15 protein-coding genes are annotated in these 17,823 nt (G+C 63.8%); 7 read left to right on the top strand and 8 right to left on the bottom strand.

What is annotated here, in order from left to right; all coding sequences use genetic code 11:
* Positions 1-12: 12 nt before the first annotated feature.
* Entirely contained in the window at positions 13-1,104 is a 1,092-nt protein-coding gene (locus ACT4OC_RS10520) for a M48 family metalloprotease (protein ID WP_444838919.1), read from the top strand.
* A gap of 430 nt (positions 1,105-1,534) precedes the next feature.
* Here ACT4OC_RS10520 and ACT4OC_RS10515 read toward each other — a convergent pair whose 3' ends face one another.
* The 4 genes from ACT4OC_RS10515 to ACT4OC_RS10500 are packed head-to-tail and all read right to left on the bottom strand — an operon-like array spanning position 1,535 to position 4,745.
* The gene (locus ACT4OC_RS10515; protein WP_444838918.1) at positions 1,535-2,509 is read right to left on the bottom strand and encodes a Bug family tripartite tricarboxylate transporter substrate binding protein; all 975 of its coding nucleotides are present in this window, start codon (positions 2,507-2,509) and stop codon (positions 1,535-1,537) included.
* 20 nt (positions 2,510-2,529) lie between these two features.
* Positions 2,530-2,808 carry a muconolactone Delta-isomerase gene (gene catC, locus ACT4OC_RS10510; RefSeq protein WP_444838917.1) on the bottom strand — a complete coding sequence of 93 codons (279 nt, stop codon included), beginning with the start codon at positions 2,806-2,808 and terminating at the stop codon, positions 2,530-2,532.
* A 5-nt stretch (positions 2,809-2,813) separates the two neighbouring features.
* Positions 2,814-3,953: a muconate/chloromuconate family cycloisomerase gene (locus ACT4OC_RS10505; protein ID WP_444838916.1), complete on the bottom strand. Its 1,140-nt coding sequence runs from the start codon at positions 3,951-3,953 to the stop codon at positions 2,814-2,816.
* Between the two features lie 30 nt (positions 3,954-3,983).
* Positions 3,984-4,745 carry a dioxygenase family protein gene (locus ACT4OC_RS10500; RefSeq protein WP_444838915.1) on the bottom strand — a complete coding sequence of 254 codons (762 nt, stop codon included), beginning with the start codon at positions 4,743-4,745 and terminating at the stop codon, positions 3,984-3,986.
* Positions 4,746-4,881: 136 nt separating this feature from the next.
* On the opposite strand from ACT4OC_RS10500, the gene ACT4OC_RS10495 reads away from it, so the two are divergent.
* On the top strand, positions 4,882-5,745 hold the full coding sequence (locus tag ACT4OC_RS10495; protein ID WP_444838914.1) for a LysR substrate-binding domain-containing protein: 864 nt from the start codon (positions 4,882-4,884) through the stop codon (positions 5,743-5,745).
* 88 nt (positions 5,746-5,833) lie between these two features.
* Here the strand turns inward: ACT4OC_RS10495 and ACT4OC_RS10490 are convergent, their stop codons facing one another.
* A complete protein-coding gene (locus ACT4OC_RS10490; protein ID WP_444838913.1) occupies positions 5,834-6,931 on the bottom strand; it encodes a hypothetical protein in 1,098 nt (365 codons plus the stop codon).
* Positions 6,932-7,128: 197 nt separating this feature from the next.
* On the opposite strand from ACT4OC_RS10490, the gene surE reads away from it, so the two are divergent.
* On the top strand, positions 7,129-7,896 hold the full coding sequence (gene surE, locus ACT4OC_RS10485; protein WP_444838912.1) for a 5'/3'-nucleotidase SurE: 768 nt from the start codon (positions 7,129-7,131) through the stop codon (positions 7,894-7,896).
* 180 nt (positions 7,897-8,076) lie between these two features.
* Here the strand turns inward: surE and ACT4OC_RS10480 are convergent, their stop codons facing one another.
* Positions 8,077-9,309 (bottom strand): efflux RND transporter periplasmic adaptor subunit, encoded by a 1,233-nt coding sequence (locus tag ACT4OC_RS10480; RefSeq protein ID WP_444838911.1) that lies wholly within the window; start codon positions 9,307-9,309, stop codon positions 8,077-8,079.
* 196 nt (positions 9,310-9,505) lie between these two features.
* Here ACT4OC_RS10480 and ACT4OC_RS10475 point away from each other — a divergent pair, with 196 nt between their 5' ends.
* Together ACT4OC_RS10475 and ACT4OC_RS10470 are read left to right on the top strand one after the other, a co-directional pair.
* Positions 9,506-10,684: an efflux RND transporter periplasmic adaptor subunit gene (locus ACT4OC_RS10475; protein ID WP_444838910.1), complete on the top strand. Its 1,179-nt coding sequence runs from the start codon at positions 9,506-9,508 to the stop codon at positions 10,682-10,684.
* 21 nt (positions 10,685-10,705) lie between these two features.
* Positions 10,706-13,843, top strand: coding sequence for an efflux RND transporter permease subunit (locus ACT4OC_RS10470; RefSeq protein WP_444838909.1), 3,138 nt, complete (start codon positions 10,706-10,708; stop codon positions 13,841-13,843).
* Positions 13,844-13,979: 136 nt separating this feature from the next.
* Here the strand turns inward: ACT4OC_RS10470 and ACT4OC_RS10465 are convergent, their stop codons facing one another.
* Positions 13,980-14,357 carry a response regulator gene (locus ACT4OC_RS10465; protein ID WP_444838908.1) on the bottom strand — a complete coding sequence of 126 codons (378 nt, stop codon included), beginning with the start codon at positions 14,355-14,357 and terminating at the stop codon, positions 13,980-13,982.
* A gap of 207 nt (positions 14,358-14,564) precedes the next feature.
* On the opposite strand from ACT4OC_RS10465, the gene ACT4OC_RS10460 reads away from it, so the two are divergent.
* Both ACT4OC_RS10460 and ACT4OC_RS10455 read left to right on the top strand, forming a co-directional pair.
* A complete protein-coding gene (locus ACT4OC_RS10460; protein ID WP_444838907.1) occupies positions 14,565-15,215 on the top strand; it encodes a protein-L-isoaspartate(D-aspartate) O-methyltransferase in 651 nt (216 codons plus the stop codon).
* 150 nt (positions 15,216-15,365) lie between these two features.
* Positions 15,366-16,688, top strand: a complete 1,323-nt coding sequence (locus ACT4OC_RS10455) for a peptidoglycan DD-metalloendopeptidase family protein (RefSeq protein WP_444838906.1) — start codon at positions 15,366-15,368, stop codon at positions 16,686-16,688.
* Between the two features lie 63 nt (positions 16,689-16,751).
* Here ACT4OC_RS10455 and ACT4OC_RS10450 read toward each other — a convergent pair whose 3' ends face one another.
* The gene (locus ACT4OC_RS10450; protein ID WP_444838905.1) at positions 16,752-17,711 is read right to left on the bottom strand and encodes an ATP-binding protein; all 960 of its coding nucleotides are present in this window, start codon (positions 17,709-17,711) and stop codon (positions 16,752-16,754) included.
* Between the last annotated feature and the right edge of the window lie 112 nt (positions 17,712-17,823).

Here is a 17,823-nt window from a genome sequence, read left to right as displayed (position 1 = left end):
GAAAGTCGCATCATGATCGACTTGCTTCCAGCGACGATCGCAGGACTGGCGGTGAGTGCGGTGGCGATCGAATTTTGGATCGCCCGCCGTGCCGTGGCATGGCTCGGGCGACGAACAACGGGAGCCGTGCTGGCGCGGGAGACCGGGCGGGTCAGGCAGTTCGCCTGGCGAGGAGCCGCCAGCTCGCTCCTTGCCTTGGCTGCTGCGCTGGGAGGAGCGGCGGCGCTCGCCCGGCTCAGCGGACCGCTGCTGTTGCCGATCGCAGCGGTGCTGCCTGCCTTGCTCGACATTCCAGTGGCCGCCAGGGCTCGAGGCCGTGAACCGGATTGGCGCAGCTTTTTTCAGGAGCGGTGGCGACTACTGTATTCGGAAGCTCGACTAAGCGTTCCCATTGCTGCGCTCGCAGGGTTGGCCATGCCGGAAGCCGGGTGGTGGCTGGTGGCCTGGGCCGGTTTCGCGAGCGCGCTCATCCTGCGGGAGCTTGTGCCGCCATCCGGGCGCACGCTGTCCGCAATTGCGCCGGGACCACTGGCGACCGAGATCGCAGCGATGCTGCGGAAGTCGCGGTTGGAGGGAACCGAGGTGCGAGTTGCGAACGAGTCGCGACGGTCGAACCAGATGAATGCGCGCGCGCAGGGCATCGTGGCGGGGCGCTGTATCGTTCTCGACGATACGCTTGTTGCCGGATTGACGACCGGACAGGCTCTCGCCGTGGCTGCCCACGAAGCGGGTCACCTCGCGGGGCGCCACCGGGAGTGGTTCATCGCCTGGCGCCTGATTGCTGCGTTGGGCGCGGCGTTCGCCGCAGCGCTGCTTGGCGGTGGAGATGCGCCGCAGGAGAGCGCGGCGATGCTGCTGCTGGCCTTGCCCGCGCTGGGATTGTTCGTGCGGCCGCTAGAGACTCGTTTGATCCGCCGATGGGAGAGTGCCGCAGACCGCCACGCGGCCAGTCTCGCCGGCACGAAGATCTATGCATCGGCGCTGACGCGATTGTTCGGCGCCAATCTGGCAGCGCCTGAGCCGGAGCCGGTCTGGGCAAGCTTTCACCATCCCCATCCGCCTCCTGCGCTGCGCCTCGCCCGCCTCACAGCTGCCGCGCCGTGACGCATGCGGAAGTGCCGGTTCTGTCGACCTGGACGATCTTGTGCAGGTGGTAGCGCTGTGAGAGCGCGATGGTGATTGGTTGAATCGATCGTCCGGCGGGCTCGGTTCACCTCTCCCAAGGGAGAGGTGAATCCCGATGCCGCTTCAGTTCAACCTGATCTCATCACGCTTTAACGCAAATTGTACGGTTGCCCGGGCGAATATTCGCAATAGCGATAGGCACGTTCGTAGTAGGTACCGAGTTCGCCCGCGCTCGGCAGCCTCGTTAAAGCCTCGCCGATCGCCGCCATGGAGGCAGCGCCAGAACCGGTCAATCCGCCAACGCCTGCGCCTTCATTCCCGGAAATGCGCATTCTTTCCCATCCTGCGAAATTGCTGCGGGTATGGCGCGCGCTGCGGCGACGGTAAGCTAATTTAGATCGAACGCCTATTAATTCGCACCGATGCTGGCCGATTCGACAACTCGTTTCCATTTCGAGGTCTCTGCGGTCAGATGCGCTGCCAGATCGTCGGCGCTGGACGCGATAATGCGCCCGGAAACTTGCGCCATCTTTCGTTGAACGTCGGGGTCGATGAGGATCTTGCGCAAGTCGGCGGAAAGGCGGGCGGTAATGGGGGACGGCACTTTGGCCGAAGTGAAGAATGCCCACCAATTGCCCATCTCGTAGCCCGACACGCCGGCTTCGGCGACGGTTGGTACGTCAGGCAAAGTTGCGAGGCGCGCTTTGGTAGTAACCGCAATGGCTCTGACGGTGCGGGCCTCGATCTGCGGCAGCGCTGTCGATGCGTTGTCGAACATAACGTCCATGCGGCCAGCGATGAGGTCGGTGAGCGCGGGGTTGCTGCCACGATAGGCGACGTGCGCAAGGTCAACTTTGGCCTGCTGCTTGAAGAGTTCGGCCGCCAGGTGCAGGGACGAGCCGATGCCCGCCGACGCGTAGTTCAGGGGAGCCGCCTTCGCTTTGGCGATGAGGTCAGCCAGAGTCTGCACGTTCGAGGTGGCAGGCACGATGACGATGTTGGGCGTCTCGAGGGCCAGCGTGAGTGGAGCCAAATCCTTAGCCGGGTCGAACGGCATCTGCTTGTAAAGGAAGGGGTTGACGGCAACGGCGATCGAACCCAGCACCAGCGTGTGGCCGTCTGGCTCCGCCTTTACTGTGGCATTGATTCCGATATTGGAGCCGGCACCCGCCATGTTCTCGACGATGACCGTCTTGCCATAGAGCGCTCCGAGCTTGTCGGCGATGGTGCGTCCGATTATGTCGGCAGCGCCGCCGGCAGCGAATGGAACGATCAGCCGCATCTGCTTGCTCGGAAACTCCTGCGCGCCAGCCGGCGGACAAGCGAGCACGGACAGGACGATTGTGGTAACGGCAAGAATGCTCCGGCGGGAGATGGTTGGCATGACGAGAAGCTCGCTGGTTGTCAATCGATCGAGGATGGATGCTTGGAGAGAGGCGTGACGCTAATTTTCAGATACGGCCACAGCGGAAGCCGGGTCAGCGTGTCGTGGAGGGCATCATGGTTTTCAACGTCGAAGATCGAGACGTTGGCGTAGCGGCCGGTCACGCGCCAAAGGTGCCGCCACGTCCCTTGTCGCTGCAACTCCTGCGCATATCCACGTTCTGCCGCAATCAGTTCCTTCGACCTTTCCGGTGCAAGGTCCGAGGGTAACTCCACCGTCATCTCGACCATGTACAGCATGCCTTTCACCCGGCCTTTCTGGATTGGCGGTTACCGTCGCGACGATAGAAGTTGAGCTTGTCCGGATCGATTGCGACGCCTATGCCGGGGCCGTCGGGCAGGTGGATGGCGAAGTCCCGCATCGCCAAGGGGGTTGCGACTATGTCATGCTGAAGCAGACGTGGTCCAAATAGCTCGCACGCCCAGGCGAGATGGCTGAACGTTGCGAACAGCTGCAGGTAACCCGCCGTGCCGATACCTGTTTCCAGCATGCATCCGCCGTAAAGACCAATGCCGGCTGCTTCCGCGATCGCCGCGACGCGCCGCGTTTCGGCATAGCCGCCGGATTTCGTCACCTTGAGCGCGAATGCATCAGCGGCGCGCAGGCGGGCGTGGGCGAGGGCGTCATGGGATGAAGCGACGCCCTCATCCGCCATGATGGCGATGCCGGGGTTGGTTGCCGACAACCGGGCCATACCTTCCACATTCCAGCGCGGCAAAGGCTGCTCGACGAGGGCCACGCCGGCGCCGGCCAGTTTCGGCAGCAGCCGGCGCGCGGTGGGTTCGTCCCATGCCTGATTGAGATCGACGCGGATCGAGGCGCGGCCGGCAAACACCTGCGCCAACTTCACAGCGTGGGCGGCGTCGCGCTCGGGATCGCCAAAGCCAATCTTGATCTTGAAGTGCCGGTGTCGGCGGCTTTCCAACATCTCCTCGCCTTCAGCGATGTCGCGGTCGGTGTCTCCGGACGCAAGCGTCCAGATCAGTTCAAGCGACGGGGTCTGCGCCCCGCCCAACAGGCCCGCGACGCTGACGCCGTCGGCGCGGGCGACCATGTCGTACACGGCCATTACCACAGCGGCGCGGGCGAACGCGTTGCCGTGCACCGCCCGTGCAACTCGCGTCTCGACGGCGTTGAGATTGCGGGCATCCTGGCCGACGAGCACGGGTGCGATGTAGCCGTCAATCACCGCTTTGATACCTTCCGTCGACTCCTCGCCCCATCGCGGCCCGCCGATGGTAGCGGCCTCGCCAACTCCCACGGCACCGTCCGCGAAGACGCGGACGATGACATAGTTTTGCTCGGCAACCGTGGCAAACGCCAACTTGTGGGGACGTTTCGTCGGGACGTCGACCAGTATCGCCTCGATCCGATCGATAATCATCCGTGCTTGTCTCTTGCCGTCATTTCACGATTAACCCATCCGCAGCAGAACGATGTCGAACCGTGCCGCAAGCGCATCGCCTGCCTTGTCCAGGTTGACGATGCTTTTCGACCTCGATGCCCAGGGGTCCTTGGCGATCTCGGGATCTCCGGTGAAATAGATCTGCGTGATCAGCGGCACGGTACCGCTGTGGCTTGTCATCAGGTGGACGTGCGAGGGACGCAGCAAACCGTCAAACGACTCGAAGCCCGGCAATCGCGGCGGTATGCGGTACTTGCCTGGGACGATTGTCTCGATCGTGTACTTGCCGTTGCCGTCGGACTTGACGAGGCCGCGATACCTGTACTCGTTCGGCATTAATGCCTGGAACGGGTTCTCCAGATCGTATTTGCCGGCGTCGTCCGCGTTCCAGAAGTCGAGGACGACGCCCTCCACGGGTTTGCCGTCGGTATCGCGAACCGTTCCGGAAAGCGCGACTTTGCGCCCATTTGCTCCCTTCGGAACGATGCTCGTGCTGAAAGGCGCGCCGGCGCGCCAGAATGGGCCCAGAATGTCATTGGCGGTCGCGACGAGCGGCTTCGGCAACGCGTGTGCCGACTTGTCGTTGATGAGGTCGATGCTTGGAGTGGGCGCCAGCCTCATACCGGGAAGCAGGTGCGGAGCCGCGGCGGCCGAGGTTGCAACCGAGCCGACGCTGGCGATGCCGAGCAGGATCGAGCGCCGCGTGGCGCGGTCGAATTTGGCTGCGTCATGATGATGGCGTTGATCGTCTCGCATGGCGGTGCCTCCCAAGTGCTTCGTCCCAGACCGCGAGGCTTTCTCGCCTGCGTTCGGTCTCCGATACCTTGCCGGTCGTCCAGCTATTGGACAATCCGTTATGGACTATCGCATCGATAGGAATTTATAATTGACTATGGATTTGCGGCGCTTGACATATTTTCTGGCGGTCGCCGAACACGGCAGCATGGCCAAGGCGGCCGGTGCGCTCGATGTTTCGCAGCCAACACTATCGCAACAGATCGGCGCGCTTGAGCGCGATCTGGCAAGCGTGCTGTTCGACCGTACCGGGCGCGGCATGCAGTTGACCGAACCAGGGCGCTTGCTGTGCGACCATGCCCGCCGGTTGTTGGCAAACGCCGAAGCGGCCCGCATCGCGATTGCCGAACTCGAGAGCGGCACGAGCGGCATGCTGTCCATCGGCATAATCCATACCTACAGCACTGCCTTTCTTCCAAAGGTTATCGCGGCGTTCAGCAAGCGTCATCCAGGTGTCAGCCTCAAGGTCGAGGAAGCCACTGCCCTTGGTGTCGAGCATGCAATCCTTTCCGGCAAGCTAGACGTTGGCATCGCATTCGCTCCACCGGAGCATCCGGCATTGGGTGTCGATGTGCTGTTCGAGGAGCGTCTCGCGCTGGTGGTTGCCAAGGGCCACGCATGGTCATCGCGCCGCTCGATACCAATCAGCTCTCTCAGGCACCTTCCTCTCGCCCTGCTGACGAGCGCTTTCGCGACTCGACGGATTCTAGATGCTGCGCTCGGCCCTGGGAGCAAGCTCGACATCAAGGTAGAGATGAACTCGGTCGAGGCTCTGATCGAACTCGCAAAGGACGGTGGGTTCCCAACCGTCCTTGCGGATCGCAGTCTCGGAGGTCGCAAGGATCTCGCGGTCGTCCCGATCGGACCGCCGTGGATCAAGCGCTCGGGCGCTCTGCTTTGGGACACGCATCGCTATCAGACCGCCGCAGCGCGCGCTTTCATGGCGGTAGCTCGCCGGCAGATTCGTCATGCATAGGTTCTGATGAGCTTTTTGTTGGCAGGTTAAACGAGTTTCCTCCAGCCTTTGGGAATCCCAAATCGATTCAACCCAATTCCATCCAGGATTAGCGCAAATTATACGGCTGCCCCTGCGGATATTCGCGATAGCGATAGGCGCGCTCGTAGTAGGTACCGAGTTCGCCCGCGCTCGGCAGTCTCGGCCGCGCGGCAACGCAATTGCCGGATTGCGTGCGCACGGTGCCGCGCGGGCACGCCTTGCGCCTGGGCGACGGATCGGCCGATTGCAGCTCCGGCTTTTTCTTCTCCGAGTCCGCCGCTGCCGTCACGCACGTTCCGTTCACGTTGCGATAGGGCGCGGTGCACTGGCAGAGATAGTTCACCCAGTCCGCATTGGGACCGCAGGTGCAGCGGCCCTCGAAACAATCGATGGCGATCGCGGACGTCTTGCACGTGCCGTCCTTCCGCCTCGACCCGGGCGGACAGAAGGTCGGATCCGGCACGCAGCGCAGGCCGGTTGCGGCCGTGCCCGAAATTGAATCGTCGGGGAGGTAGCCGGTGCGGCAGGTGAAGGAGAAGCGGGTGTCGTTGCTGGCAACGCATTTGCCTTCCTTCAGGAAGGACTTGTCCGGACACCGCTTGGGAACGCATTTGCCGCCGAGGAATTCGAGCGCATAGACTTCGCTGGACATCGTCACGCGGCCGTCGCAGAGGCAGATGCCTGCCACCGTCAGAACGCCGCCGCGGCAATTCTCGGCATTGCTGCGAACGCAGGTGCCGCCGCCGCCCGTCGTCGCCGGCAGCAGGGTGTACCCGACCGGGCAGGTGCAGGCGCCACCGGCGGCAGTCCCGCCGTCGCAAAGAATGGCGACGGATGGGGCCGCGGCTGGCGGTACTGCGACCGGCGGAGGAGCAACCGGTGCAGCGGCGGCGCCAAGCGGCGGCGCGACAGGCGCGGTCGGCACGGCGACGGCAGGCGGAACGGTGACCGGCGCCGCCGCCGGCGGATCGTCGCGCGGCGTCTTCGTGAGCTGGCGCGATTGGCCGGAAGGCGCTGCCTCCGCGGGCTTGGTCACGCAGGCGCCGTCGCGAAGCTCCTGCCAGGGAAAGCATCGGCTCCCTTGGTCCGATTGCGCAAATCCGCCGGCCGGCGCCAGCAGCGCGCCGCAAACTGAAATGGCCATCAAGGTCAAAAGGCGGGCCACGATGAAATCCCGAAGCCGAGCGGAAATTCAATGCCGAGCATGCAGGCGGAATGACCATCGATAGCACGGGCAAGACCCCGGCGGATATCGCCGATATGGCCAGATCGCCCGGTTTTGATGGGTTTGCGTTGCCGGCTATAGGCGGATAAACCGGCCCCGCGTACCGAGCAATCGACCCGAAAAGGCCTTGAAGAAGCATGCGAATTCTCTGCACCAATGACGATGGCATCCATGCGCCCGGCCTGAAGGCGGTCGAGGAGATCGCGCGTGCGCTGTCCGATGACGTCTGGGTCGTGGCGCCCGAGCTCGACCAGTCCGGCGTGTCGCATTCGCTGTCGCTGAACGATCCCTTGCGGCTGCGCGAGGTGGGGCCGCGCCATTTCGCGGTGCGGGGCACGCCGACCGATTGCGTCATCATGGGGGCGCGCCACATCCTCTCCGACCGGATGCCCGACGTCGTGCTGTCCGGCGTCAACCGCGGCCGCAACGTTGCCGAGGACGTCGTTTATTCCGGCACCATCGCCGGCGCGCTGGAAGGCACGATCCTGGGACTGCCCTCGTTTGCGCTGTCGCAGGAATTCTCGATGGAGACGCGCGAGATGCCGTTGTGGGAGACCGCGTTGACGTTCGCGCCCGACGTCCTTCGCAAGGTGATGAAGGCGGGCGTGCCGAAGAACACCGTCATCAACGTCAATTTTCCCGCCTGCACGCCGGAGGAGGTGCGCGGCGTCGTCGTGACGCGGCAGGGCAAGCGCAACCTCGGTTTCCTCAAGGTCGACGAGCGCCGCGACGGCCGCGGCAATCCTTACTTCTGGATCGGTTTCGAGCGCGCCGCGATGATGGATGTGCCGGCCGAGGGCACCGATCTGGCGGCGCTGGCGGCGAACTACGTCTCGGTGACGCCGCTGCGGCTCGACCGCACCGACGAGGCGTTTTCGGAAGCGCTGACGAAGACGCTGAAATAGCTCCCGTGTCCGGGGCGCAGCGCAGCAACCGAGCGTTGCGAACCGGGCGCCATCCTGCTGTAGCGATAGTTTGCAGGTCATTACCGGTCGCAGTTGAAGTTCGCCGGTGCGGATGACGGCCACGGTGCCGGGATATTTCGCCTGCAGACAAGGCGTTCTATTCAGCTCGGAGCTTGGAGATTAGCTGCCGGACGCAGCGCGGCCTACAAACAGGCTGCCGTTGGTGACGATCTGCTCGCCGGGCTTCAAATTGCCACGAACCTCGACGAGGTCGCCATTGGTGAGACCGGTCTTGATCTGGCGGAGTTCGATCGATTTGTCCTCGTGTGCGACCCATACCCGGACCTGGTCGCCTTCGTAGATCAGCGCCACCCTGGGCACGCCGACCGAGGGCTGTTCGCCGGGCGCGTGGATTGTCACGGTTGCGAACATTCCAGGCTTCAACAGGCCATTTTCATTGTCGACCGTGGCACGGACCGGCAGCCGGCGGGTGGCGGGATCGATCGCCGCCGCGATGTAATCGATGCGGCCGGTCAGGACGCGGCCGGGCAAGGCCGTCAGACCAAAGGTCAGTTCCTGGCCAACCACGACGGAAGCGGCCTCGGTCTCACGCACAAAGGCGGCCAGCCAGATCCTCGAGAGATCGCCGATTGCGAACACTGGATCGGTGGCGCCGGCATTGACGTATTGACCGGGGCCGACCTTGCGCTGGACCACCGTGCCCGCGATCGGCGCATATATCGTCGTCTCCGGATTGATGCTGCCTTTTTCCTGAAAAGTCGCGATCGCTTCGTCCGTGAATCCGAGGAGACGCAGCTTGTTATGCGCCGCCTCCAGTGCCGCCTGCGACGAGCGCAAATCGTTCTGCGCCTGGACCAGGGCCGCCTGGCTCTGCTGATAATCCTTCAACGGAACGGCCCTACCGTCGAACAGGTCTTTGGCGCGCTTGTCCTGTTGCTGCGCGAGCTCGAGGGCCGATCTGGCCTTGTTGAGGCCTGTCATTGCCGCAATGCATTCGTTCTGTACCTGCACGTTGTCGGCGGCCTCGATCACGAACAGCGGTTGCCCCTGCACGACGCTGTCGCCCGGCTGCGCCAGCAATTTGGTGACCCGGCCGGAATAAGGCGAGAACACCGGCGTTGAGCGGTTCTCGTCGACTGCGATCACGCCTTCCGTCACATGTTCTTCGCGGAAGGATCGCACCGTCACCGGCCGGATGGTCAGGCCGGCCCATTCGGCCGGCGTCAGGGCGTAGCGCTGCATGCCCTTGCGGGATTGGCTCGACACGTCCGAATGGCCGACTTGCCCGCTCCTTGAATAGAGCAGCCCGGCAACGGCAACCGCGCCAAGCGCGATCAGGCCCACACCTGCGGCCAGCCGGGAACGGCCAAGATTTCCAAATCTGTTAAGCATTAGCCCTTCGGTGCAGACGCCGCGGCGTCGCCATCTACTAACCTTCGCCGCGCTCGCCCGCAAACGGGGTTTTTACGGACGTCCGTTTTCTGCTGGTGAATTGCTGCTACGTCCGCTATGCCGCGTCGAATCTGAAGGAAGTACGGCAACTTCGTGCTGCAGTGCAAAAGAGGAAGCTTTGGGAGGACGCTCGTTCATGACCTCGGCGACGGCAGCCACAACGTATCGGCTGCTCGCAATGATGTTTGGCATGGCGCTGGCGACATCGTTTGCGGCTGAAGGCACCAAGAAGGGTAGCGATCATGTGCGTGTCGTCGCCGATCAGATGCACCAGCTTGAAGTCGTAAAAGTCGAGCCCTACGCCTTCCGCGTTCAGAGATCGGCCATCGGTCATATCGTGTTCAATGAAGACGCCACCACCAACGTTCTGACGCCGTTCTCCGGCCGGGTTATCCGCCTGATCGCCAACGTCGGCAGCCAGGTCAAGCGAGGCGATCCGCTGCTCGAAATCGACAGCCTCGAACAGGTCGCGCCGCAGAACGAATTCATCGCCGCCCAGACCGCCAGGAACAAGGCGCGCTCCCAGCTCAACCTGGCGCAGATCGTCGAGAAGCGCGTGCGCGATCTCCACGAGGGTAAGGCCGCTCCGTCCAAGGACCTGCAGCAGGCCGAGGCGCAACTCGCCGCCGCCGAGAGCGACATGCGATCGACCGACACGGCGTTCGAGGCCGCTCGCATCCGCCTGCGCATCCTCGGCCGCACCGATGCCGAAGTTGCGGCGCTCGAGCAGACTGGTGCTCTCACCCGCGTCACCCGGATCGTCGCGCCGATCGACGGCACCGTGATCGCGCGCAAGATTGGGCCGGGTCAGTATGTCAAGGCCGATTCGGGCGAGGCGTTGTTTGTTGTCGCCGACCTTTCGACGATGTGGCTCAAGGCCCAGATCTTCGAGCAGGATATCGCATTCGTACGTGTCGGCCAGCAGGTCGAAGCCAGGGTTTCGGCTGCGCCGAACCGGGTATTCAGGGGTCGCATCAACATGATCGGCTCGGCATCCGACCTGACGACGCGCCGTGTCATGGTCCGCTCGGAGATCGACAATTCAGACCGCGCGCTCAAGTCCGACATGTTCGCGAGTTTCAAGATCGAGACTGAAGCGGCCGCGGAAGCCCCGGCGGTGCCGACCGTCGCGGTCATTCGCGAAGCTGACGTTGCGACGGTGTGGGTCGAGACCGAGCCGATGCTGTTCAAGCGCCGTTTGGTCGAAATTGGAATTGAGCAGAACGGCTTGACGCAGATTCGCGCGGGCCTCGCCATCGGCGAATTGGTGGTCGCCCGCGGTGCGATTTTTGTCGATAACGAGTGGCGTCAATGATTCGGGTTCCCGGAACATTTTATGCTGCGTAATCTCATTGGATTTTGTCTGTCCCGGCGGCTGCTGGTGATGGTCGCATTCGCGGCCTTTGTCGGCCTTGGATACGTTACCTTCCTGACGCTGAACATCGAGGCCTATCCCGACCCGGCGCCACCCATCATCGAGATCATCGCCCAGCAGCAGGGCCAGTCCCCCGAGGAAGTCGAGCGCTACATCACGATCCCGATCGAGATCGGGGTCGCCAGCACGCCGGGCCTGAAGTTCATTCGCTCCAACACCGTCTACGGGCTGGGTTTCATCCGGCTGCAGTTCGAGTACGGCCGCGACTATCATTTTGTGCGTCAGCAGACCATCAACCGGCTGAAGGACGTCGTGTTGCCGGCCGGCGTGATGCCGGTGATCTCGCCCGCCGGCGGCATCAGCGAGATCTTCCGCTACGAGCTGGTGGGACCGCCGGGCATGGACGTCATGCAGCTCAAGTCGCTGCAGGACTGGGTGGTCGAGCGCAAGCTGCGCATCGTGCCCGGTGTCGCCGACATCGCCGCGCTCGGCGGCAAGACCAAGCAGTTCCAGGCCGAGATCGATCTCGACCGCATGATGGCCTATGGGCTGACGCTGCCGCAGATCATGACCGCGATTTCGGCGAGCAACTCCAATGTCGGCGGCCGCACGATCGCGATCGGCGAACAATCGGTCAATGTCCGCAGCATCGGCGTCATCACGTCGATGGCCGATATCGGCAATATCGTCCTGACCCAGCAGGGCGGCGTGCCGGTGCTGGTATCCGACGTCGCCAAGGTCCAGATCGGCTTCGAACCTCGACTCGGTATCGCCAGCCGTGACGACAAGACCGACGTCGTTACTGGTATCGTTCTGATGCAGAAGTTCGAACGCACGATGGACGTGGTCAAGCGGGTACGGACGGCGGTCGAACGGATCAACACCGACGGGTCGCTGCCGCCCGGGGTCAAGATCGTGCCGTTCTACGATCGCGGCGACCTCGTTGCGATCACCGTTCAGACGGTGCTGCACAATCTCCTGTTCGGCGTCGCCCTGATCTTCCTGATCCAGTGGGTGTTTCTCGGCGACCTGCGTTGCGCGATAATCGTCGCGGCAACCATTCCGGTGGCGCTGTTTCTGGCTGTCATGATCACTGTGATGCGGGGCGAGTCCGCCAACCTGCTGTCAGTCGGCGCCATCGATCTCGGCATTATCGTCGACGGCACCGTGATCATGGTGGAAAACATCTTCCGCCAGATCGCGCACCATTCGGCGCGGACGTCGCCGGATCGCCCTGCAACGCAGAGCGACAAGTTGAGCTGGATCCTGACGGGCGCCGTCGAGGTCGACAAGGCGATCTTCTTTTCGGTGATCATCACCATCGCGGCCTTCCTGCCGCTGTTCACGATGCAGGGCGTGGAAGGCCAGATCTTCGGGCCGATGGCGCGGACCTATGCATATGCGCTGATCGGCGCCGTCATCGCAACCTTTACCGTGACGCCGGTGCTCGCGTCGATCCTGCTGCCGGCGCATGTGAAGGAAGTCGAAACCTTCGTGGTCCGCCATGTCCGTACGCTCTACCAGGCCGTTCTGGCGCGTGCCGTCCGAAACTATCGCCGCGCGGCGGTCATCGCCGCGGTGTTTCTGGCGTTGTGTCTCAGTCTGAGCTTGCGGCTCGGCACCGAATTCCTGCCCAAGCTGGAAGAGGGCAATCTGTGGATCCGGGCCGTGATGCCGCCGACCATCACGCTGGAGGCGGGGATGGAAACAGTGGCCAGGATACGAGCCGTGATCTCGAGCTATCCGCCGGTGCAGACCGTGTTTTCCGAGCAGGGGCGCGGCGAGGAAGGCACCGATCCCGACGGTTCGTTCCTCGCCGAGTTCTTTGTCCCGCTCAAGCCGGCCGACAGTTGGCCTGCTGGATTGACCAAGGAGCGGATGGTCAAGCAGATGAGCGAGCGGCTCAACCGCGAATTCGTCGGCGTCGACTTCAATTTCTCGCAATACATCCAGGACAATATCGAGGAAGCCGTCTCCGGCGTGAAAGGCGAGAACTCGATCAAAATCTTCGGCAAGGACCTCGTCGAGCTGGAACGGCTGTCCAAATCGGTGAAGACCGAACTTGGCGGCGTCCGTGGGGTCGCCGACCCCGCCAGTTTCAATCTGCTCGGTCAGCCCAACCTGATCGTCCGGATCGATCGCGCCAAGGCCGCGCGCTACGGCTTCTCCGTCGCCGATATCAATTCCGTCGTCCAGGCCGCGATCGGCGGCCAGGAAGTTTCCAAGGTCTATGAAGGCGAGATGATCTTCGCCCTGACGGTGCGTCTGGCGCCGGAGTTCCGCCGGGATGTAGATGCCATCCGCGCGATCCCGGTAGCGCTGCCGAATTCGGATTCGAAGACGCCGACCGCCTATATCCGGCTTGGCGATCTCGGTGAGGTCAAGCTCGTCAGCGGCGCGGCCTATATCTACCGCGAGAACAGCCAGCGCTTCATTCCGCTGAAATACAGCGTCCGCGACCGCGATCTCGGTTCGACCGTGACCGAGGCGCAGGACCGGATTCAGAAGAACGTCCCGCTACCCCAGGGCTACTCCATGGATTGGTCGGGCGAATACGGCGCGCTGGTGGAGGCCAAGAAGCGGCTCGCGCTCATTGTGCCGTTAAGCCTGCTTCTGATCCTGATGCTGCTGTACAGCCTGTTCAACTCGATACGGGACAGCCTGCTGGCGCTGTCGGGCATCCCGTTCGCGGTGGCCGGCGGGATTCTCGGGCTCTATATCGGCGGCCTGAATTTCAGCGTATCGGCTGCGGTCGGATTTATCTCGCTGTTCGGCGTCTCCGCCATGGATGGCATCCTGCTGATGTCCTACATCCGCCGCGACATCGAGGAAGGCATGGGGACGGAGGACGCGATCATCCGCGCCGCCGAAACCCGGATGCGGCAAATCTTCATGACCGGTCTGTCGGCGTGCATCGGCCTCGTCCCGGCGGCGATCTCGACCGGCATCGGCTCGCAGGTGCAGCAGCCGCTGGCCTGCGTCATTGTCGGCGGCATGTTGCTGTCGCCGATCTGCAGTCTGCTGGTGATCCCGGTGCTGGCAAGACTGTGGATGCCGACGATCAAGGAAACCGGCATGGTTCGTGTGGCGGAACGCTGATCCCCTTAACTGGTCTCCGGCGGACCTGAACTTGGGCCGCAGCTACTTTGCATGGGGTTGTTTTCGCGATTTTGTGTCCAGCACCCTGCGGGGCGTCGCGCCGGACGATGTTTCGCATCGCCGGGGGACACGCGAGCTACGCCGCGGCGTCCTTCAGCGTGGCGTCGATCATTCGCGCCAGCGTTTCCAGCTGGAACGGCTTCTGCAACGCGGGACGGTCGCGATATTCCTCGGGCAGGCCGGAGGAGCCGTAGCCGGTGGCGAAAATGAAAGGGCGGCCTCGCGCCTTGATCAGGTCGGCGACGGGCGAGATCACCTTGCCGTTGACGTTGACGTCGAGAATGGCGAAATCGAAATCGGTGGTCTGGGCAAGCTTGACCGCCTCGCCGATCTCGCCGGCTTCGGCCGCGACGCGGTAGCCGAGTTCCTCCAGCATGTCGGCGACCATCATCCGGATCATCACCTCGTCTTCGACGAGGAATACAGAACCGCCCACCGGGCGTGTCGCTGTCATCGCTGGAATCCCTGACCACTTCCCGTCGAGGTTGGCAAATAAAGCACGGACGCGCAATGTCGATTGGCGCTGGCACGGCATTGTGCCCGTAGGCTGCCCCGGCCGGATCGCTATATGTAGATGTAGCCGGAGCCAGTAACGTCAAAGCCCCGGGATTGTTCCTCGCCGGGAACAGGCCCTACAGTATGGAATCCATCGAGACCTGCAATGGCCGCCCAGCAACCCCCGCCGGAAAAGATGATGTTCCAGCTGACGCTGCGCAGCCGCGGCATCAGCGACCAGGCGGTGCTGCGCACCATGGAGGAGGTGCCGCGCGAAGCGTTCGTCGAGAAGGGTGACCTCGCCTACGCCTATCGCGACAGCGCGCTTGGCATCGAGTGCGGGCAGACGATCAGCCAGCCTTTCGTCGTCGCCTACATGACCGAGCAGCTCGGCTTGCAGAAGCAGCATCGGGTGCTCGAGATCGGCACCGGCTCCGGCTATCAGGCCGCCGTGCTGTCGAAGCTGTGCCGGGAGGTGGTGAGCATCGAGCGCTACCGGACGCTCGCCGACGGTGCCCGCAAGCGGCTGAAGAAGCTCGGCTACGACAACGTCGAGGTGATCCTCGGCGACGGCTACGCCATCCCGGAAGATCTCGGCACGTTCGACCGCATCATCGTCACCGCAGCGATGGAGAACATCCCGGACAGGCTGCTCGATCGGCTGGAGCCCGGCGGCATCCTGATCGCCCCGGTCGGACCGCACCACGGCATTCAGACCCTGGTCCGCATGCGCAGGACGGAGACGGGGTTCGAACGCAAGGAGCTGGTCGACGTGCGTTTTGTGCCGGCGCTGCCGGGGGTTGCCCGCGAACTCTAACAGGCGGCATCAGCGATTTCGAAATGCAAGAGCGTTTCAGGAAACGCCGGATTGGCCGTTGCTTCCAAGGCCTTATCGGGGGGTTAAGCCGTTATTTACTCGGGACGTGTTTACTCAAGACAGTATTTTGTTGCGTACGAGTGAGTAACCATGTCCCGTGTCGCCGAGTTGCTTCGCTCGCGCCGGGTGCCGCAGGCCGCGGCACTGGCGCTTATTTCGGTTGGGTTTGCGGGGTGTAGCGCCGATTCGTCGACCCGCTTCCAGGCAACCAACTTCCCCAATCCCTTTGCCTCCCAGGCCGAAGCCACGGCGTCGGTACCGGCCGCGCCCGTCGAGCGCCGCGAACTGCCGCAATATTCCCGGCCGCATACGCCGCCGCCTTCGGTCGCTGCGCCGCAGTCCTACCCGGCGCCGAGCCATGGCGTGTCCGGAGGCGGGCGGGGGCTTTCTTCCTACACGCCGCCGGCCCAGCCGAAGCTCGAGACAACCGGCGCCGTCGCGCCGAAATCGGTCGCAGCGACCCGAACGCCGCCGGCCCATGCTGGCGGCACCACCATCATCGTCGGCACCAGCGACACGCTCGAGGTCCTCGCCAAGCGCTACAACGTGTCAACGGCCGATATCCTGCGCGCCAATGGCTACAAGGGACCGCGCGCGCTGTCGCCGGGCCAGCAACTCGTCATTCCGCCACGTCAGGCCGTCGCCGCACCTGCGCCCGCCGTGGCGGCACCGGCGACCAAGCCGGTCGCAACTGCCTCGAGCGTGCACGTCGTCAACCGCGGCGACACGCTGCACAGCATCGCCCGCCGCAACCATGTGCCGGTCGGCGAACTCGCCCGGGCGAACAATCTCGATACGTCCGCCAAGCTCGGAATCGGCATGAAGCTCACCGTGCCCGGCGCGAGGAGCGCGGCTGTCCAGCCGGCGCCTGCGCCCGCGCAGCAGGTCGCGGCCATGTCGCCGCCTGTCACGCGCTCCCTCACGCCGGCCGCGCAGCAGCAGAGCGCGCGCCTGGCCCAGTCCGGCGTTCAGGTGGAAGAGAAGCCGGCTGAACCGGCGGCGGCCGCCAAGCCGGCCGAGACGACCAGCGCGCTGCCGTCGTTCCGCTGGCCGGTGCGCGGCAAGGTCATTACCGGTTATGGCGCCAAGACCAATGGCAAGGCCAATGATGGCATCAATCTCGCGGTGCCCGAGGGTACGCCGGTGAAGGCCGCCGAGGACGGCATCGTCGCGTATTCCGGCAACGAGCTGAAGGGATATGGCAATCTGATCCTGGTGCGGCACTCCAACGGTTACGTCACCGCATATGCCCATGCGAGTGAACTGCTGGTGAAGCGCGGGGACACCATCAAGCGCGGCCAGATCATTGCCAAATCGGGTCAATCGGGAGAGGTGAGCTCGCCGCAGCTGCACTTCGAGATCCGCAAGGGATCTTCACCGGTTGACCCGCTGCAATTCCTCAACGGCGCATAAGGCCGCTTTCGCACTGATCGGGCTGTTGCTGGCGCGCGAGCGCAGTCAAACCCGGTGATGGGATCACCTGCCCGCCAGCCTCACCCCGAGCCGTCCCGCCAGCTCCTGCGTGAACTGCCATGCCACGCGGCCCGAACGCGAGCCGCGGGTAGTGGACCATTCAAGCGCCTCGCGCTCCAGCTCTTCCTCGGCGATCCCGATGCCGAAATGGTCGCAGTAGCCTTTGACCATGGCAAGGTATTCGTCCTGGCTGCAGCGGTGGAAGCCGAGCCAGAGGCCAAAGCGGTCGGACAACGACACCTTCTCCTCGACCGCTTCGCCCGGATTGATCGCGGTGGAGCGCTCGTTCTCGATCATTTCGCGCGAGAGCAGGTGCCGCCGGTTCGAGGTGGCATATAGGATGACGTTCTCCGGCCGTCCCTCAATGCCGCCCTCCAGCACCGCCTTCAGCGACTTGTAGGAGGCGTCGTTGCCGTCGAACGAAAGGTCGTCGCAGAACACGATGAAACGGAAATCCGACTCCCGCAGCAGGTCCATCAGCGCCGGCAGGCTTTCGATGTCCTCACGGTGAATCTCGATCAGCTTGAGGCGGTCGGCCTGCTTGCGGTCGACATTGATGCTGGCGTGCGCCGCCTTGACCAGCGAAGACTTGCCCATGCCGCGCGCGCCCCAGAGCAGCGCGTTGTTGGCCGGCAGGCCGTCGGCGAAGCGCTCGGTGTTCTCGATCAGGATGTCCCGCATGCGGTCGATGCCCTTCAGGAGCCCGATCTCGACCCGGCTGACTCTCGGCACCGGCGACAGCCGCCCGTCCGGATGCCAGACGAAGGCATCCGCGCGCTGCAGAGAATCGGCCGAACTGGCCACTTGGGCATTGGCCGAGAGCCGTGCGGCAATGGCTTCCAGCGCGTCCGCAATGCGCAACGCCTGGCCGTCCGCCGGCACCGCCGGAGGGCGTTTTGTCGCGGCTTTGGCGGGCTTCCTGGAGGCGGCTTTTGCCGCGGTTTTACTGGATTTTTTGGCCATCGCTCAAGTTCCTGATAGCGCAGCCTTATCGGGCCTTGGCGGCTGCCGCAAGCGGCCTAAATGAAAGGGCGTCCCAGCGTTGCAATTGGGACCGCGGCCGCTATAGTCCGCG

Source organism: Bradyrhizobium sp., from assembly GCF_052389815.1.
GTDB lineage: Bacteria > Pseudomonadota > Alphaproteobacteria > Rhizobiales > Xanthobacteraceae > Bradyrhizobium.
This window is presented reverse-complemented; position numbering and strand designations above follow the sequence as displayed.

Excerpts from the sequence above, each read along its gene's own strand:
- ACT4OC_RS10520 (WP_444838919.1), top strand. The coding sequence starts at position 13 with ATGATCGACTTGCTTCCAGCGACGATCGCAGGACTGGCGGTGAGTGCG.
- ACT4OC_RS10515 (WP_444838918.1), bottom strand. The coding sequence starts at position 2,509 with ATGCCAACCATCTCCCGCCGGAGCATTCTTGCCGTTACCACAATCGTC.
- catC (WP_444838917.1), bottom strand. The coding sequence starts at position 2,808 with ATGCTGTACATGGTCGAGATGACGGTGGAGTTACCCTCGGACCTTGCA.
- ACT4OC_RS10505 (WP_444838916.1), bottom strand. The coding sequence starts at position 3,953 with ATGATTATCGATCGGATCGAGGCGATACTGGTCGACGTCCCGACGAAA.
- surE (WP_444838912.1), top strand. The coding sequence starts at position 7,129 with ATGCGAATTCTCTGCACCAATGACGATGGCATCCATGCGCCCGGCCTG.
- ACT4OC_RS10480 (WP_444838911.1), bottom strand. The coding sequence starts at position 9,309 with ATGCTTAACAGATTTGGAAATCTTGGCCGTTCCCGGCTGGCCGCAGGT.
- ACT4OC_RS10475 (WP_444838910.1), top strand. The coding sequence starts at position 9,506 with ATGACCTCGGCGACGGCAGCCACAACGTATCGGCTGCTCGCAATGATG.
- ACT4OC_RS10470 (WP_444838909.1), top strand. The coding sequence starts at position 10,706 with ATGCTGCGTAATCTCATTGGATTTTGTCTGTCCCGGCGGCTGCTGGTG.
- ACT4OC_RS10465 (WP_444838908.1), bottom strand. The coding sequence starts at position 14,357 with ATGACAGCGACACGCCCGGTGGGCGGTTCTGTATTCCTCGTCGAAGAC.
- ACT4OC_RS10460 (WP_444838907.1), top strand. The coding sequence starts at position 14,565 with ATGGCCGCCCAGCAACCCCCGCCGGAAAAGATGATGTTCCAGCTGACG.
- ACT4OC_RS10455 (WP_444838906.1), top strand. The coding sequence starts at position 15,366 with ATGTCCCGTGTCGCCGAGTTGCTTCGCTCGCGCCGGGTGCCGCAGGCC.
- ACT4OC_RS10450 (WP_444838905.1), bottom strand. The coding sequence starts at position 17,711 with ATGGCCAAAAAATCCAGTAAAACCGCGGCAAAAGCCGCCTCCAGGAAG.